Genomic DNA, 15,927 nt, shown 5'->3' on the forward strand with positions numbered 1-15,927 from the left:
TCGAATTCTCTCAATACACCTTCTGTCCGGTGTCTCAAAGAGTGATGATGGTGGCATGGTCGCACCGAACCTTGCCGCACCCGATACCGCCGTCCGGAACCTACTGCGCACCTGCCCGTTGTGTGAGGCGGCCTGCGGTCTGGAGCTGACCGTCGACTCGCAGGATCGGGTGACCGGTGCGCGGGGTGACAAGCTGGATCCGTTCAGCAAGGGCTTCGTGTGCCCCAAAGGGGCCAGTTTCGGGCAGCTCGACGGCGACCCCGATCGCCTCACCGAACCCATGGTCCGGGACCGTGCCACCGGCTCGTGGCGGACTGTGGGCTGGGCGGAGGCATTCGATCTGATCGCCGCGCGCATCCCGGCGATCCGGGCCGAGTACGGCGCTCAGGCGATCGCGCTGTATCTGGGCAACCCCAATGCGCATACCGTCGCCGGAACCCTGTACGCGCCGGCGCTGATCCGGGCCCTGGGAACGAAGAACGTGTTCTCCGCCAGCACCGCCGACCAGATGCCCAAACAGGTGGCCTGCGGGCTGATGTTCGGGGATCCGCTCGCCGTCCCGGTCCCGGATCTGGACCGCTCCGATTACGTGCTGATACTGGGCGCCAACCCTTTGGAGTCGAACGGTTCCCTGTGTACCGCGCCGGACTTCCCGGGCCGGTTGCAGGCGCTGCGGGCGCGGGGCGGCCGCCTGGTCGTGGTGGATCCCCGCCGCACCCGCACGGCCGCCCGCGCCGACGAGCACCTCTTCGTACGGCCGGGCACCGACGCGTATCTGCTGTTCGGGATCGTGCACACCCTCTTCGCCGAGGGGCTGACCGACGTCGGTATCGCGGTCACGGGCCTGGACGAGGTGCGGGCCGCGGCCGCGGAATTCGATCCGGAGACCGTGGCCGTGCGCACCGGAGTGCCCGCCGCGACCGTGCGCCGGCTCGCGCGTGAACTCGCGACCGCTCCGACCGCGGTGGTGTACGCCCGGATCGGTACCTGCACCGCCGAATTCGGCACGGTGACCCAGTGGCTGGTGGACGTGATCAACGTGCTCACCGGCAATCTCGACACTCCCGGCGGCGCCATGTTCGCGACGGCCGCGGTCCGCGGGATCGTGCGCACCAAACCGTTCCGGCCGGGCCGCTGGCGCAGCCGCGTACGCGACCTGCCCGAGTCGATGGGTGAACTGCCGGTGGCCACCCTGATCGACGAGATCACCACCCCTGGCGACGGGCAGGTGCGGGCGCTGATCACGGCGGCCGGCAACCCGGTGTTGTCGGCGCCGAGCGGCGCTCGGCTGGACGCCGCGTTCGCCGGGCTGGACTTCATGGTGAGCCTGGATTGCTATCTCAACGAGACCACCCGGCACGCCGATGTGATCCTGCCGCCGCCGCGTCCGGTGCAGTCCCCGCACTACGATTTCGCGCTGCTGCAGTTCGCGGTCCGCAACTACGCCCGGTTCTCGCCGCCGCTGGTGCCGCTGGGGGACCGACCGTCGGAGGCCGCGGTCTATGTCCGGCTGGCGGCGGCGGTGAGCGGCCTGCCGCACAACCCGGCCGCGGATTACGATCCGCTGGCCGCGTTCGACGAGCTCGTCCTCGGCACCACGCTGCGGCAGGCGGGTGTCGAACAGCGACGACACGAGCTCACCGGTAGTACGAGTACCGAGCAGCGTCTGGACCTGATGCTGCGGCTGGGACGCTACGGCGAATGGAACGGCGGGCACCTGAATCTGCGAACCCTGCTGGATAATCCGCACGGTCTCGACCTCGGTGCCCTGCGTCCGCGCCTGGCCGAAGTCCTGCGCACCGCCTCGGGGACGGTAGAGCTGGCGCCGGCGGCGCTACTGGCCGATCTGGACCGCCTGCGTGCCCGATTCGCGACCGCACCGGCGGAGATGGTGCTGATCGGGCGCCGCCATCTGCGTTCCAACAACAGCTGGATGCACAATGCGCCGCGGCTGGTGGGCGGGACGAATCGCTGCACCCTCCAGATCCATCCCGACGATATCGCCCGGCTCGCACTGGGGGAGCGGGCGCTGGTGAAATCCGCGGCCGGGTCGGTCACGGTGCCGATCGAGCCCACCGATTCGATCATGCCGGGAGTGGTGAGCCTGCCACACGGCTGGGGGCATGCGACCAGTTCTCAGCAGGTGGCGCGACAGCACGCCGGCGTCAACGCCAATGCGCTGACCGACGATTCGGTGCTGGACGTCCCGTCCGGAAACGCCGTGTTCAACGGCGTCCCGGTGTCGGTGACGCGCGCCTGATCCTCCTCGATGGCGCGGGGCCGCCCGCGCTAGGAGTCGCCATGTCCCAGGCTCGCGTTGCCCCGGCCGGTGGACCTGTTGCGGCCGCGGACCGCGCGTACACGGTGATCCGGCACGCCCGCGGCAGGAGACCCCGCGCGAGCCGATCACGATCGTGCCCGGCGGCTGATCCGCACCGGTCGGCGCCGCCGCCGATCGGCCCGCCCCTGAAGGCCGGTCAGTTGCTGACGGGATGGGGATACATCAGCGGTGCGAGGTAGCGGCGGGCGCCGGAAACGCGCAGGCTGCGGGTCAGCAGTTTGGGTGCGGTGGCCTCACCGACGAACGCGGCGAACATATCCGCCAGCGCCCCGACCGGGCCCGCGGACCGGTGCATCGCGTCGGCGACGATCATTGCCGGCCGCTGCGATTCGGCCATGAGCGCGTACCGGACGATCGCGGATTTCGTGCCGAAACGACGATACACGGTGGCCACGCCGACGCCCGCGACCTCGGCGATCCGCACCATGGTCGTCTCCTCGAACCCATGCGCGGCGAAACATTCGCGCGCGGCGTCGATGATCGTGCGGGATCTGGTGTCCAACTGCTGCAGTTCGGTCCACTGCGCAGCCGTTGTTTCCATTCGGATCAGCCCTACCGCTTCGGCGCCGCACCCGGCGTGGGCACCGGATCCGTGCGCTGGCCATGGTTTCCATGCCGGCCGAAGGATAGAATATAGGCGCTCAATCTATCATTTCTGTTCTTCTTTCCGCTTGGCCGAGAATCCTTTCCTCGTCCAGAAGTTCGCCGATCCGACGAACAACGGCCCCTCCGGAAGGATCTCAGCGCTGTCCGGCCCGCAGGAAGCGTCCGGTGCGGGTGCTACCCAGGGCCGGATCGGCGGTGCCGTCACCGAACACGTACCGCCCGCCGATGTACACCGCCGAGACGGCGGCGTCGTTTCGGTTGACCATCCGCTCCAGTCCGCCGTACTGGGCCACCGGGCTCTCGGCGTAGGCGTCGAGCGAATCGTCGAGGCCCGCCGGATCGATGACGACCAGATCGGCGCGATCGCCTTCGCGCAGGCGGCCGGCGGCGATGTCGTACCAGTCGGCGAGCTCGCCGGTGAGCCGGTGCACCGCCCGCTCGAGCGGGATCACCGGAGTGCCGGCCTGTTCGGCGCGGTACATCCGGCGCAGGAAGCGGAGGCCGAAATTGTAGAAGGCCATATTCCGCAGATGGGCGCCCGCGTCGGAGAAGCCGAGCTGGATCCCGGGATGGGCGGCGAAACGGTCCAGGATCTCGGTCCGGTGGTTGTATATGGTGGTGCGCCAGCGCAGTTCGGTGCCGTGTTCGAGTACCAGGTCGAGGAAGGCGTCCACCGGGTGCAGACCACCCCGGTCCACACCGACCTGTCCGAAGGTCCTACCCACGACGTCCTCGTCGGGGCAGCTCACGATCTGGGCGTCGAAGAAATCGCGGTGCCAGACCCGCAGCCCGAATTTCGCGTCGTAGTCCTTGCGGAAGCGGCGGCGGTAGGCCTCGTCGGCGAGCAGCGCGTCGCGCTCCACCCGGTCGGCCAGGTGCAGGGCCGCCGCGCCGGACCCGAACTCCTCGAAGATCACCAGATCGATACCGTCGGCGTACACCTCGAACGGCACGGGCAGATGCTGCCAGCGGAAATCCGCGCCGAGCGCGTTCACCAGCCGCGCCAGTGTGCCGATCAGGACGACGGCGAACGGGTTGGCCTTGATATCGGCGGCGGACAGGAGGCTGGTTTTGAGCTTGCGGCGCCCGATACCCGGACTGCTGAAGATCATCGCCCCGAGACTGCGCGGTGACGTGATATCCGGCCCGCCCTGCAGAACCCGGCCGCGCCGGCGCAGGATCGCATTGAGGCGGCGGCGCTCCTTCGCCCGCGCATAGGTGGACGGCAGCGTACGTGAACGGCAGGTCTCGCCGTCGACCTTGTCGAACAGTAGCTGCTGCGCCGACATACCGAGGAATCCGGCGTCGAGCGCCTCATGCAGCGCTGCCTCCATATCCGCCAGCTCCGCGCGGGTGGGGCGGACTTCCTTGCGGGTGGCCCGGTCCAGGCCGAGGCGTGCCGTCCGGATATCCGAATGCCCCAGCATGGCGGCAATATTCGGGCCCAGCGGCAGCTGCTCGAGGGCGGACACGTATTCGCGGGCGGAGGTCCAGGTCTTGGTCTCGTCGAGCGTATCGATCACATGGCGGCGCGGAATGGCCTCTACGCGACCGAAGATATCGCCCGCGCCGGTGGGGTCGATATGCACGGTGGACAGTGAGCACGAGCCCAGCAGCACCGTGGTGATGCCGTGCCGGACCGATTCCGACAGCGCCGGGGACTTCAGGACCTCGATGTCGTAGTGGGTGTGGATATCGATCATTCCCGGCAGGACCCATTTGCCCGCCGCGTCCACCACATCCGGACAGCCGGTCTCGTCGAGTGGTTCCGCGGAGACGGTCATCGCTGAGCGGCCTGGTTGGCCTCGCTCTGAGCCTGCTGGGCCTGAGCCTGGGCCCGGTCGGCCTCGCTCAGCGCCTGCTGCGCCTGGTTCTGCGCCTGCATCGCCTGCTGGCGGGCCTGCTGCGCCTGGTTGTTGGCCTGGTTGGCCTGGCTCTGCGCGATCTGCGACTGGTGCTGGACCTGGCGGGCCTGCTGCTGCACCTGCCGGGCGATGTTCTGTGCCTGCTGCGCGTACTGCCGCGCGTTCTGGCATTCCTGCCGGATTTCATCCAGGCCCATGCGCAGCATGTCCAGGCTCTGGATTTCCTGCTGACTGCTTCCGTTGCTGGAACGGGTGGCAGTGCTGGTTTCTTGCGCCATCTGAGCATCCTTCCAAAGGGGGGTTTGAAACGGACCTACTCGTGGAGCGCTCATATCCTCGCACAGTCGGGCGCGGCACCGGAGGTCGCGTTCGGAGAAAAATTGGCGCGAAAAGCCCAGCTCGGGCGGTATATCGCGGTTATCGGACGTGACCCCCGCGTGACGCCGACCGATATGCGCACCCGCGACATCGGCGGATGCCATACCGAGACCTCGCCGTCACCGGAACCGGGCTACTGGTGCAGTGGTGTTATTCCACCCGTGCACTATTCCTCGGTCCGGAGGGTCTCGGGCGGCTGCAGGCGCTCCGCTTCGGTGGTGAAGGGCTCGGTGGCTGAGATGAAGGTCAGCAGGCGAACGGTGCGTCTGCTGCTTTCAGGGTTTGTCCGGACAGTCGGCCTCGACCCAGGTTGCGGTGAGGTCCCGACAGACGATGGTCATGGAACCGGTGTGGCAGGCGATCTCGTGGGCGCAGCCGTTGGGGTGCGGCAGCACCTCGTCCAGGATGACCTCACCGAGTCGGGTCACGCGAGGCATATCTGATGTGGTTTGCAGTGTGAAGCCGGTCACGCCTGCGTAGCGGATGGTCAGATCTTCCTCGTGCTTCCAGCAGTTGTGCCGGAATCCGAGCTGCATCCATGCGCCGTCACCATCCTCGCCGGAGATGATCTGGTCCAGCTTCAGATCATGGACGCACCGCGCGCTGCTGAAGTCGTAGTGGCCGGGTTCGGCGGCGTAGGCCGCAGCGCCGTCGGGCAGCGCCGCACAGAGCTCGGGCAGCCGGTCGAGGTAATCCTGAGGGCTGATCACGCCGTCGATCTCGCCGATGGTGGCGGAGAGGTTGACGTACTTCACTGGCCTGCCAATCGTCGAGTCTGCGTACAGCCGTCGACGAACACCATGGCTTCTAAATACAGGCGGAGCGTGATCGTTGCGCCGAACCAGCCCGGCCGGCGGAGGGCCGAGTTCGACTCTTGGAGCAAGTAGCTGCGGATATTGCTGATCGGATGGGTTTTTCCTGCATCACTGGTCATGGCTTGTTTTCTGTTCGGCGGCCCGGATGGCAAGGTAGTCGGTCCAGTCTCGTCGGGTCCGTGGTGCCCAGCGGGTGGCAGTGCTGATGTCGATGCCCAGCAGATCGGCGGCGATCGGCCCGGGGATCTCGCGCGCCCAGGCCGCGCGGGCGGAGTTGCGTGAACTCAACGTGCCGATGCCGTGGGCTCGGAGTTTGCGGGCGAGAATGTGGGAAGCGGCCGGCCTGCCGGGGGAACGTCCGGGAAACAGGTAGCGGGCGTGGGGTTCGGTGTGGTGGAAGGTTTCCCGTGCGGTGGTCGCTTTGCCGAGCGCGTGGAAGACTGCGGCGACGGCCGGGGGCAGCAGTGCGGTGAAGTCCCCGAGTCGCAGGTAGGTGTCTGCTGCCATCTGCTCCAGATCGGTGACGGTCAGGTGCGCGAAACTTGGTGTGGTGCGACAGAATAGCAGACCAAGATGCCAGCGGCGCGGATGTCGAGGGGCAGGCTCGCATCGTGCAGACATCGCCGCAGGGCCGTCCAGCGATCGTCTTCGCCGAGGAAGGTGTCCGGCTCGGCGCCTGCCCGGCTCGGGACGGGTGAGGTCCCAGCGGCCACGCTTGTTCGCCCAGTCGATGAAGGTGGACAGGAAATAGTTTGTCTGGGTTCCCGTGTCGAGCCAGGTCAGGAAGTTCAGGGCGATGGTGACCTGGGTGCGGACGTAGGTGGCGGTGTTCCTGGTGATGGGCCGGTGGCGCGCTCGATTCCGGGCGCGTCGCAGCGCTTGCCAGGATATGAAGGGCCGCAGCAGTTTCGCGTGGTGTTCGGGCTGTTCGCGCAGCAGGTGGTCGAGCCAGACGTCGATGCGGTCGAGCAGCTCGGTGTAGATCGCCGTCGTGGAGGCATAACGGTGGCCGACCTGCTGAGGCACCTGCCCGAATCGCTGCGAGCACACCGACGGCCACCCGTAGCGACGATCGGTGACGTACTCCATGAACAGCGTGATCGCCAATTCGAATCCCTGGGCCGTCGATATGACGATCGGCCGCTTGCGGTCCGCCGACCGCAGAGTGGGTGATGAAATCCTCACCATCGGCCGGGACCCATTGCCACGGACAGGCATTCGTGAACTCGGCCATCCGCCGCAACAACGTCAGCCGAGGCCGGATCGTCCCATCGTCCTTCAGGGATCGAGTTCGCTTCCCAGCCGTCCAACATCGCCTGGAATACCGCCTGCTCGGGATCCAGATGTACGACACCATCAGCGAGTACCAGATGGGCCGCACCAGGCGGCTCGGCAACCCCCTTCCATGGTGTTGCATCTGATACGACATTGCGCAGTATCGTGATCAGAGCCCGAGTTTGGTGACCGCGTTGTCGGCGAGCGGATCGGCCGTGCGGATGTAGCGGTGCACGGTGCGCGGGTTGCTCCATCGGCCCTGCCGCATGATCTCGCGGTCGGCGGCGCCACCGAGGGCGGCCTGGGTGGCGAATCCGGCGCGCAGCGAATGACCGGAGAACAGGGCGGGGTCCAGGCCCGCGCGTGCCGCGTAGCGTTTGACGAGCTCGGCGACCGCTCGCCCGGACAGTGCGGTGGCGCCGAGCCCGCCGTGCCGGTTGATCGCGGGAAACAGGGGTTGATCGGGCCGCAGCCGCGGATCGGGGTGGTAGCCGTGGCAGCGGTGGATCCGCGGGTCCGCGGTGGGTAGTTGCTCGACCCAGGGGCGCAGGTTCGCCGGGTTCTCGGTGTGCACGGCCAGCATTCGCATCCAGTCGGCGCAGGCACAGACGGGACAGGTGTGGGTCTGGCGGCCGCGCGGGAGCGCGACATGTTGTTCGGTGATGCCGGTGGGGTCGGTTTTGGTGGTGGGCAGGTGGATCAGCAGCAGCGGTTCCCCGGTGCCGTGGTCGGTTCCGAAGTGGATATCGGCGAGCCGTAGGCCGGCGAGTTCGCTGCGGCGCAGGGCCCCGGCGAAACCGAGGAGCAGCAGCAGTGTGTCCCGGCGGCGGGCGGGTTCGCCGGGCCAGCCTGGTGCGGGGAGTCCGTCGAGGAGTTCGCCGAGGGTGTGCAGCAGGATCGGTCGTTTGCGGTGGGGCCGGCTGCGGCGGGTGCGGCGGATACCACGCAGGGTGAGGCGGACGACGTCGCTGCGGGTGGGGGCGGCCAGTCCGTTGGCGGCATGCACGGCGGCGATGGCGGCGGACTTACGTTCCAGCGTGGCCGGACTGTAGGCGTGGCGTCCGTCGGGTGTGCGGGCGTCCGCGGCGGCGGCGAGGTAGACGGCGATATCGAGGGGGTCGGCGGGGAGTGCGCATCGGTTCTCGGTGGCGCACCAGGCGGCCCAGGCGATCCAGTCGGTGCGGTAGGCGCGCAACGTGTTCGGGGACTGGGAGGCGGTGAGGTAGCGGCCGAGTGCGGTGGCCTGTTCGTTGTCGAAGCGTTCCCGGACCTGTCGCAGGGCGGCGGTGTCGACGAGGACGCTGGTGACGCCGCGCCGGAGTTCGGTGCGGACGGTATCGGGTAGCGCGAGGTCGGTGTCGTATTCGGTCACGGTCATCCCCTCGGTAATTTCGTTACGTAATACGTTTGGTTTGGACAAACGCAACGAAACGTATTGTGTGCTGGATGGTCTCGTCGCAGTCTACTGTCCTACCCTCCGATAATGTTCACTTATCGGAGGTTAGGACAGTAGAGCCATCGGAACCCTCGCCGAGACCTCACCCGGTTACGTTTCGTGTAAATACGTAGTACGCCAACGAAACAACGCTACGATTCCCCGGTGCCTACCGTCTGCAACTACCCCGGCTGCACCCGCCCCCTCGCCAAGCCCACCGGCCCCGGCCGGCCCTCGGAATACTGCGACCTCCCGGACCACACTCGCTGGCGCGCATGGCGCGAACGCCAGCGCCTCCAGCAGGAAGGGGAGTCGCCAACCGAATACGTCACTGTGACACCTACTAAGGGTCCGGTGACCACCGCGCGACTCCGCGCCGATGAACTGCTCATCCAATTCCGCACCCTCGCCGACCAACTCGGTGCGACCCTTTCCGCCGCTGTCACCGAAATGAACACCCTCGCCGACCCGGCCGCCGCCGAAGCGCAGGTCCAGGCGGTGCAAGCCGATGCCGCCCGCCGTATCGCCGAAGCCGACATGGCCGCCGCCGCAGCCGAACAGTCGCGACGCGACGCCTACGACGCCCGCACGCGGGCCGAAGAAGCCGCCGAGGATGCCGCGCGGGCGGCCGAGGACGCGGAAGCGCGTATCGCCGAATCGGATTCCCGCACCGCCGCGGCCGTACGGGCCCGCGACGAAGCCCTGCGTGAAGTCGAGAAGGTCACCACTCGCGCCGCCGACGATATTTTCGCGGCGCGCAGCGCGGCCGAGGACGAGATCCGCACCGCCCGCGCGGAATCAGAACAGCAGCAGCAACATCTGCGTGACCACTGCGACCAGGAGATGGCACGGGCCCGGCGCGCCGCCGACACCGAAATCGAGCGGATGCGACGGGAATGCGCCCAGCGTGAATCCGCCGCGGCGGCCGAACGCGATCTGGCCGTCCAGCGCGCCGCCGATATCGAACGCGCCCTGGAACGTGCGGAACAGTCCGCCGCCGAACGGGCTCAGACCGCCCAGGAGATGCGATCCGAACTGCAACGCCTGCGCGCGGACACCGACACCCTGCGCACCGAGCTTGCCGAGGTACGCCGCAACGCCGCCGCGGATCTCGCGGCCGCCCGCGCCGAAGCAGGAGATCGGTTGGAGAAGGCGCGCGCGGAGGCCGCGCAGCGGATGGAGGCCCTGGAGCACGCCCGTACCCAGACCCTGGCTCGTGCCGAACGCGCCGAACGTCAGCTCGACGATCTCCTCGCCGACCGCGCCACCCGGCCGCCGACCGCGCCGGTATCCGCCGGCGACGCCGTCTGACGTAGCACAATCTCCGGTATGGCTCTCATCCACCGCACGACCATGGCACCGTCGAAATTGGAGTTGCTCGGCCGCTGGCTCCCGAGCCGCCCGTGGTATTCGGGCCCCGGGAGAGCGGAGGACCTGCAGCGGGTCGGCGGGTTCCGGCTCGACGACCCGGCCGGGACGGTGGGAATCGAGTTCCTGGTGGTGACCGATACCGGGGGTGCCGAGCCCATCACGTACTTCCTGCCACTGAGTTATCGGGATGCGCAGTTCGACGCCGACCCCGACGCGCTGCTCGGTACCGCGGAGCACGGGGTATTGGGTACCCGCTGGATCTACGACGGCACCCGGGACCCGGTGGCCGTCGATCGGATGGTGGCGCTCCTGGCCGGCGGCGCGCGGGCCCAGCACGGCACCGAGAGCGGTACCCCGGACCTGAGTGTGCTGGTCGCCGCCGCCGACCTTCCGGCGGCCGGCTCGGCGCCGATATCGGCCGCGGAGAATCCGGTGGGCACCGATATCACCGTCGCCGACGGGCAACTCCGGGTGCACCGTGTGCTGGGCCGCTCGGAGCCGGTCCTGCGGTCCGGGCAGGTGGTCGTGCCGTGGACCGCGCCCGACGGCAGCACCGTGCGCAGCGTGGTCCTGTCGGAACTGCGCTGACAGCGTCACCGGGAGGGGGTGCCCCCTGCCCCCGCGGAGTGCGCCCCGTCTCGGTGCGTACTTTCCCTGCCGGCTACATGCGCAGCGGCAAACCGGCTTCCGTACGCGCCACCCGATCTGCGTGGACGATATGTGCGCGTTCGAGCAGCGCGATGAGTTCGGCTTCGCCCTCCCGGATCTGCCGGGTGTATTTGCGCGGCAGCGCGGCGATCGTGTTCTCTTCGGCGGTCATCTTCGCGTAGGTGCGTTCGCGCAGCGTCTGATCGGCTTCGTAACCGAGATCGAGGTAGCGGGTGGCGTGCCGGCGGGCGTTGGCGACCGCGGTCTGGGCACGTCCGGCCGGGCTGAGCAGGGAGGCCGCCACGGTCACCAGGAGGACGACGACGATCACCCCCAGTGAGGCGGCGGTGGATATCTCTGTGACCGGTACGGGTTCCCCGTGGTTGATGAACGGCACAGTGTTCCGGTGTAGCGCGTGCAGGACGAGTTTGACCCCGATGAAGGCGAGGATGGCGGCCAGGCCGAAACCGAGGTAGATCAAGCGGTCCAGCAGTCCTTCGAGCAGGAAGAACAGTTGGCGCAGCCCGAGCAGGGAGAAGGCCGTGGCGGTGAAGACGAGGAAAACGTTCTGGGTGAGGCCGAAGATGGCGGGGATCGAATCCAGCGCGAACAGGACGTCGGTGCCGCCGATGGCGATCATGGCCAGCAGCATCGGGGTGAGCCGGCGCCGCCCGTCGATGACGGTGACCAGTTTGTCGCCGTCATAGCTGTCGGTGGTGTGCAGGAGCCGGCGGGCCAGGCGCAGCACGACAGTGCCCCCGGAATGGCTGTCCTCGCTCTCCGGTTTCAGCATGTTCCCGGCGGTGATCAGCAGCGCGGCGCCGAATACGTAGAAAACCCAGGCGAAACGGTTGATGAGGGTGGCGCCGACGAAGATGAATCCGGTGCGGACCACCAGCGAGAACACGATGCCGACCAGCAGCACTTTCTGCTGTGCCGCGCCGGGTACCCGGAAGGTGGTCAAGATGATGAGGAACACGAAAAGGTTGTCCACCGACAGGGCTTTTTCGGTGATGTATCCGGCGAAGTATTCGATGCCCATGGTCGGACCGCCGAAGATCCACACCGCGAACCCGAACAGGACGGCGATACCCACGTAGGCGGCCGACCAGATCGCGGCCTCGGCCGGCGACGGTGTGTGTGCGGTGCGGACGTGGAAGAAGAAGTCGAACAGCAGCAGGCCCGCGATCAGTGCGAGTGCGCACGCCCATGCCGGCGCGGGAACGGTCACCTCGGCCTCCTGACGGGTCGTCGCGTGGTAGGGCTGGGGCGACTGTAGCTCCGGAACCGCGCGTCGGCGAGACGGTGCAGGTGGCGTCGGGGAGGTCGGGGCCGCGGCGACGTCAGGGGGCTGAACGGACACTCCCGGCAACCGTGCGGCGATCCGGGGTCCGTACCCATATCATTTTGCTATGCCACCCTACGAGGAAGCGGACGCCGCTCCGGTGTTCGGTCGCGGTGTCCGCCAGACGGTGCTGGCGATGGGGGTCTGTTCGGTGGTGATCGGGTTGGCCACGGTGATCTGGCCGGACAAATCCTTGGGCACGGTCGGCAACCTGTTCATGTTCTCGTTGCTGTGCAGCGCGGTGACCCTGGCCGCGGTGGCATTCGGGAGCCGGTTGGGCCGGTTTCCGCGGGTACTGCTGCTGGTGGCGGCGCTGGCATCGCTGGTGACCGCGACCCTGTGCTTCCGGGCGGGCGATTGGACGCTGCTGCTGGCCATGTGGCTGGGGCTGGCGTGGGCGGTCCGGGGAATCGCGCACGCGGTGGCGGGGGTGTGGGACGACGAGGAGATCACCGGCAGCGGAAAACAGGAAGTGTTCGGTCTGGTGACGCTCACCGCGGGTTTGGTGGTCGCGATCGCGCCCTTCGACGATATCGCGACGCTGGCGCTGGTCGCGGGGTGCTGTATCACCGTCTTCGGGGTGCTGGAGGTGTGGACCGCGGTCCGTTCACCGGCGGCGGTACGCGGCGCGGAAGCGGATTCCCCGACCCCGGACGAGCATCTGACGACGGTGATCGCGAGCGCCGGAGGTTCCGGGGGACGCACCCGCGACTGAGACGCCGGAAGGGCCCCGGTTTCGATACTCTTCCCGGTATGGCGATCATTTCGAGCCATCGGATCATGCGCCTGCGGGCTCTCATCGAGCACCCCAACACCGGCGCCGGCGAGCGCGCGACCGCGCAACGCATGCTGGACCGGATTCTGGATCGCTCCGGCTATCCGGCGACCGGTGATCGCACCTACGGTGATCGCCATCATCGGGTCGGTAAACATGCCGATCTGCCGTCGGTGGCGGAGATGATCCGGGCCGATATCGCATTGGGCCGTATCATGTTCGCTCCGCAGACCCGGTTCGGTGAACCGGCGGTCCGTGATCCGCTCGGTGACGCGCCGGTGCAGATCGTGATCACCGTCGATCTGCCGCACCACGGGTGCATCGACATCACCATCGACAATGTGCCCCGGGATTGGGGGTGGGTGATCGAGGACGGTATCGAATGCGTGAGCCCGCAGTTGCAGGAGTTGGCGACCGAACTGGCCGACATCATGAACGGTTACAACTTCGACGGCAGTGATATCGCCAAACGCTTCTTCGGCCGGGTGCGGATCCCGGATTTCACCCTGGTCTGGTAGCGGCGGCGTCAGGAGACGCAGAATTCGTTGCCTTCGGGGTCCAGCATGACCCACCAGTGTCCGGCGGGGCCCTGATCCACTTCCCGGACGCGGGTCGCGCCGAGCCGTTCGAGACGGGCCACCAGTTCGTCGAGGCCGCCCGGGCTGCTGTGGATATCGATGTGCAGCCGGTTCTTCACGGTTTTGGTTTCGGGGACGTCCTGGAACAGCAGTCGGCGGCCCTGGCCGATACCGGTGAAGGGGTCGAACGGGTCGTCCGGGTGGCGGACCGCGGCCAGGCCGCGGAAGGTTTTGCGGCCACCGTGTTCGGTGACGGCGCCGGGATCGAGGTGGCCGGCGGTGAGCAGCTGGTCGATGAGCGCGCTCTGGTCTTCCGGTTCGTATTCCAGGGCCGCGGCCCAGAAGTCGGCGATGGCGGGTGCGTTCGCGCTGTCGATGACGAGTTTCCAACCCACAGTCATGTAACCAGTTATACTGGTTACATGACTTCTGGTGCAAGCCCCGGCCTGACGCTGCGCTCCCGTACCGGCGTCGACTACCACTTCGATCCCGGTGCGCTGTGCCTGGAACTGCTGCCCACCGGTGGCCCCGGCCCGTACCGCGTCTACGAGATCCTGCACACCCCCGCCGACCTCGTCACCTGGACCGGCCGATCCCGGCTCACCCCCACTCCCGAACTCACGATCACCGCGGCCGAGGTCACCGCCGCACGTCATCTCCGCGACACCCTCTTCGAGATCGCCCGCGGCCACTCCCACGGTGAACCGTCCACCGCCCGCGACCCGGACGTGCTGAACGACTTCGCCGCCGCGGCACCGCTGATCCCCCGGATCACCACCGCCGGTGCCCGCGCCTGGACCCCGGGCACCGGCACCGCACTGCTGTCGACCGTGGCCCGCGACGCGATCGACCTGCTCACCGGGCCGCACGCCGGCCGAATCCGGACCTGCTCGGCCGCCGACTGTCAGCTCATCTACGTCGATACCTCGCGGCCCGGCCGCCGCCGGTGGTGCTCGATGGAGCACTGCGGCAACCGCAACAAAGTACGCGCGCACCGCGCCCGCACCCCAGAGAAAGAAGGATGACCACCATGCCCACCGGACTCACCGCGGACGCGGGCTGGCAGATCGGCGTCTCCCGTACGCTGCCCCAGCCGCCGGATATCGTCTGGAGCCACCTCACCGGCGCGGCGGGTCTGGCCTGCTGGCTGGGCCCCGGCGCCGACCCCACCTTCGTGCCCGGCGCGCAATACCGCACCGACGCCGGGGTAACCGGCGAAATACGCAGCTACCGTCCCGGTGAACGCATCCGCCTCACCTACGGCCCGACCACCGTGCAGGTCACGCTCACACCAGCGGCCGGGCACCGGACCCGCGTGCGTTTCCATCAGGAACGGATGTCGAGCGCCGCCCAGCGTGAACAGCGGCGGGCGCATTGGCAGCAGGTCATGGACGAGCTGGCCGCCGCCCTGGACGCGTTGCGCCCCGGATCAGCCGGCGGCGACCTCGATACGCGGTGAATGGGTGACCGGAAAGTTCACCGACGCCGCGATGAAGCATTTCGCATGGGCGGCGCGGTGCAGGTCCCGCGCCCGGCCGGCCGTCTCCGCGGCCGCCACGGTGACCACCGGGCGCAACTCCACCCCGGTGAAACGGCCACCGCCATCGCTGTCCTCGGCCATGGTCCCCACCGCGTCGTCCCGGTAATCGAGCACCGTGACCCCGCCGGTCGCACAGAGGTGCAGATACCACAGCAGATGGCATTGGCTCAGCGAGGCGAGCAACAGCAGCTCCGGATTCCAGCGGCTCGCGTCGCCACGGAAGGCCGGGTCGGCCGATCCCGGCAGGTCCGGGCGCCCCGGTGCCCGGGATACGTGGGCGCGGTCGTAGGATCGGTAGTCGACCGTCCCTCGTTCACCCGCCCCGGTCCACTCGGTGCGGCATTCGTAACGGTGCGTCTTTCCGGCCATGCCCGTGATCGTCGCGCGTGCCGGGGTCGTTTGTCGAGCGGCGAAGTGGCGGTTCAGCCGTTCGATTCGTCCCGCAGATCCAATCCGATCGGAGTAACCGCCGGGATCTCCCCGGAGGCCATGACCGCGTGGGCGAGCGGGCGCAGCGTCCGGAGCAGTTCCGCGCGTTCGCCGGCAGTCAGCACCGCGTACGCCGGTGCGGCCGCCGCGTCGGTCCGCGCTTCGATCTCGGCCTTCACCGTCCTTCCGTGCTCGGTGGGGCCGTCGTCGCCGGCCAGTCCTTTGCCGCGCAGCTTTGCCGCGCAGCGTGGCCAGCCGGTCCGCCCATTCCGCGTCGTCGAAATCCCTGGACACTGTGTAGACCTCGCGTGGAACCCGGTTCGCCAGGGTCTGCAGCACATGTGATTCGCGTCCGTCGATTCCGGCGGCGACCAGCGCGGCGATATGCCCGTCGCCGCGATGCTCCCGCAGCAGTGTCGCCGCGTGCCACAGCCGTGCCACCGGGTCCCGCGGTTCGGGTAGTGCCCGGTTGGCGGCGAACAGCGTCCGCCCTTCCGCCGGCGCCGCGGCCGCCGCCCGCGCCGCC

At 68.3% G+C, this 15,927-nt stretch carries 18 protein-coding genes and 1 pseudogene; 7 read left to right on the plus strand and 12 right to left on the minus strand.

Going from position 1 to position 15,927, the window contains the following annotated elements; all coding sequences use genetic code 11:
- Window positions 1-55 precede the first annotated feature (55 nt).
- Window positions 56-2,260 (plus strand): molybdopterin-dependent oxidoreductase, encoded by a 2,205-nt coding sequence (locus ACLML9_RS13920; protein WP_411945912.1) that lies wholly within the window; start codon window positions 56-58, stop codon window positions 2,258-2,260.
- 217 nt (window positions 2,261-2,477) lie between these two features.
- On the opposite strand, the gene ACLML9_RS13925 is transcribed toward ACLML9_RS13920, so the two are convergent.
- The 7 genes from ACLML9_RS13925 to ACLML9_RS13955 all read right to left on the minus strand — a co-directional run bounded on the left by ACLML9_RS13925 (window position 2,478) and on the right by ACLML9_RS13955 (window position 8,658).
- Window positions 2,478-2,882 (minus strand): TetR/AcrR family transcriptional regulator, encoded by a 405-nt coding sequence (locus ACLML9_RS13925; RefSeq protein ID WP_411945913.1) that lies wholly within the window; start codon window positions 2,880-2,882, stop codon window positions 2,478-2,480.
- Window positions 2,883-3,081: 199 nt separating this feature from the next.
- The gene (locus ACLML9_RS13930; RefSeq protein WP_411945914.1) at window positions 3,082-4,731 is read right to left on the minus strand and encodes an N-acyl-D-amino-acid deacylase family protein; all 1,650 of its coding nucleotides are present in this window, start codon (window positions 4,729-4,731) and stop codon (window positions 3,082-3,084) included.
- Complete coding sequence (locus ACLML9_RS13935; RefSeq protein WP_411945915.1) at window positions 4,728-5,090, minus strand: hypothetical protein; 363 nt, start codon at window positions 5,088-5,090, stop codon at window positions 4,728-4,730. Before ACLML9_RS13935 ends, ACLML9_RS13930 begins: the two co-directional genes overlap by 4 nt.
- Window positions 5,091-5,465: 375 nt before the next feature.
- On the minus strand, window positions 5,466-5,945 hold the full coding sequence (locus tag ACLML9_RS13940; RefSeq protein ID WP_411945916.1) for a hypothetical protein: 480 nt from the start codon (window positions 5,943-5,945) through the stop codon (window positions 5,466-5,468).
- Window positions 5,942-6,124, minus strand: coding sequence for a hypothetical protein (locus ACLML9_RS13945; protein WP_411945917.1), 183 nt, complete (start codon window positions 6,122-6,124; stop codon window positions 5,942-5,944). Before ACLML9_RS13945 ends, ACLML9_RS13940 begins: the two co-directional genes overlap by 4 nt.
- Window positions 6,114-7,112 carry a hypothetical protein gene (locus ACLML9_RS13950; protein ID WP_411945918.1) on the minus strand — a complete coding sequence of 333 codons (999 nt, stop codon included), beginning with the start codon at window positions 7,110-7,112 and terminating at the stop codon, window positions 6,114-6,116. Before ACLML9_RS13950 ends, ACLML9_RS13945 begins: the two co-directional genes overlap by 11 nt.
- Before the next feature lie 337 nt (window positions 7,113-7,449).
- On the minus strand, window positions 7,450-8,658 hold the full coding sequence (locus ACLML9_RS13955) for a tyrosine-type recombinase/integrase (protein WP_411945919.1): 1,209 nt from the start codon (window positions 8,656-8,658) through the stop codon (window positions 7,450-7,452).
- A gap of 411 nt (window positions 8,659-9,069) precedes the next feature.
- On the opposite strand from ACLML9_RS13955, the gene ACLML9_RS13960 reads away from it, so the two are divergent.
- Together ACLML9_RS13960 and ACLML9_RS13965 are read left to right on the plus strand one after the other, a co-directional pair.
- Complete coding sequence (locus tag ACLML9_RS13960; RefSeq protein WP_411945920.1) at window positions 9,070-10,026, plus strand: hypothetical protein; 957 nt, start codon at window positions 9,070-9,072, stop codon at window positions 10,024-10,026.
- Between the two features lie 18 nt (window positions 10,027-10,044).
- On the plus strand, window positions 10,045-10,674 hold the full coding sequence (locus ACLML9_RS13965; RefSeq protein ID WP_411945921.1) for a maltokinase N-terminal cap-like domain-containing protein: 630 nt from the start codon (window positions 10,045-10,047) through the stop codon (window positions 10,672-10,674).
- Window positions 10,675-10,747: 73 nt separating this feature from the next.
- On the opposite strand, the gene ACLML9_RS13970 is transcribed toward ACLML9_RS13965, so the two are convergent.
- On the minus strand, window positions 10,748-11,965 hold the full coding sequence (locus ACLML9_RS13970) for a TerC/Alx family metal homeostasis membrane protein (RefSeq protein WP_411945922.1): 1,218 nt from the start codon (window positions 11,963-11,965) through the stop codon (window positions 10,748-10,750).
- A 181-nt stretch (window positions 11,966-12,146) separates the two neighbouring features.
- Between ACLML9_RS13970 and ACLML9_RS13975 the strand changes: the two genes are divergently transcribed.
- Window positions 12,147-12,794 (plus strand): DUF308 domain-containing protein, encoded by a 648-nt coding sequence (locus tag ACLML9_RS13975; protein ID WP_411945923.1) that lies wholly within the window; start codon window positions 12,147-12,149, stop codon window positions 12,792-12,794.
- A gap of 38 nt (window positions 12,795-12,832) precedes the next feature.
- Entirely contained in the window at window positions 12,833-13,372 is a 540-nt protein-coding gene (locus ACLML9_RS13980) for a hypothetical protein (RefSeq protein WP_411945924.1), read from the plus strand.
- Window positions 13,373-13,380: 8 nt separating this feature from the next.
- On the opposite strand, the gene ACLML9_RS13985 is transcribed toward ACLML9_RS13980, so the two are convergent.
- Window positions 13,381-13,833 (minus strand): VOC family protein, encoded by a 453-nt coding sequence (locus ACLML9_RS13985; protein ID WP_411945925.1) that lies wholly within the window; start codon window positions 13,831-13,833, stop codon window positions 13,381-13,383.
- A 21-nt stretch (window positions 13,834-13,854) separates the two neighbouring features.
- Here ACLML9_RS13985 and ACLML9_RS13990 point away from each other — a divergent pair, with 21 nt between their 5' ends.
- Both ACLML9_RS13990 and ACLML9_RS13995 read left to right on the plus strand, forming a co-directional pair.
- Window positions 13,855-14,457, plus strand: coding sequence for a CGNR zinc finger domain-containing protein (locus ACLML9_RS13990; protein WP_411945926.1), 603 nt, complete (start codon window positions 13,855-13,857; stop codon window positions 14,455-14,457).
- A 5-nt stretch (window positions 14,458-14,462) separates the two neighbouring features.
- Window positions 14,463-14,891: an SRPBCC family protein gene (locus ACLML9_RS13995; RefSeq protein ID WP_411945927.1), complete on the plus strand. Its 429-nt coding sequence runs from the start codon at window positions 14,463-14,465 to the stop codon at window positions 14,889-14,891.
- On the opposite strand, the gene ACLML9_RS14000 is transcribed toward ACLML9_RS13995, so the two are convergent.
- The 3 genes and pseudogenes from ACLML9_RS14000 to ACLML9_RS14010 form a co-directional block, all read right to left on the minus strand.
- Window positions 14,862-15,341: an OsmC family protein gene (locus ACLML9_RS14000; protein WP_411945930.1), complete on the minus strand. Its 480-nt coding sequence runs from the start codon at window positions 15,339-15,341 to the stop codon at window positions 14,862-14,864. The genes ACLML9_RS13995 and ACLML9_RS14000 overlap by 30 nt on opposite strands.
- A 53-nt stretch (window positions 15,342-15,394) precedes the next feature.
- On the minus strand, window positions 15,395-15,580 hold the full coding sequence (locus tag ACLML9_RS14005; RefSeq protein ID WP_411945931.1) for a helix-turn-helix domain-containing protein: 186 nt from the start codon (window positions 15,578-15,580) through the stop codon (window positions 15,395-15,397).
- 115 nt (window positions 15,581-15,695) lie between these two features.
- Window positions 15,696-15,884: pseudogene (locus ACLML9_RS14010) on the minus strand (helix-turn-helix domain-containing protein); the annotation flags it as partial.
- Window positions 15,885-15,927: the final 43 nt, after the last annotated feature.

Origin of the sequence: Nocardia sp. NPDC002869, from assembly GCF_046764065.1 — a bacterium.
Taxonomy (GTDB): domain Bacteria; phylum Actinomycetota; class Actinomycetes; order Mycobacteriales; family Mycobacteriaceae; genus Nocardia; species Nocardia rhamnosiphila.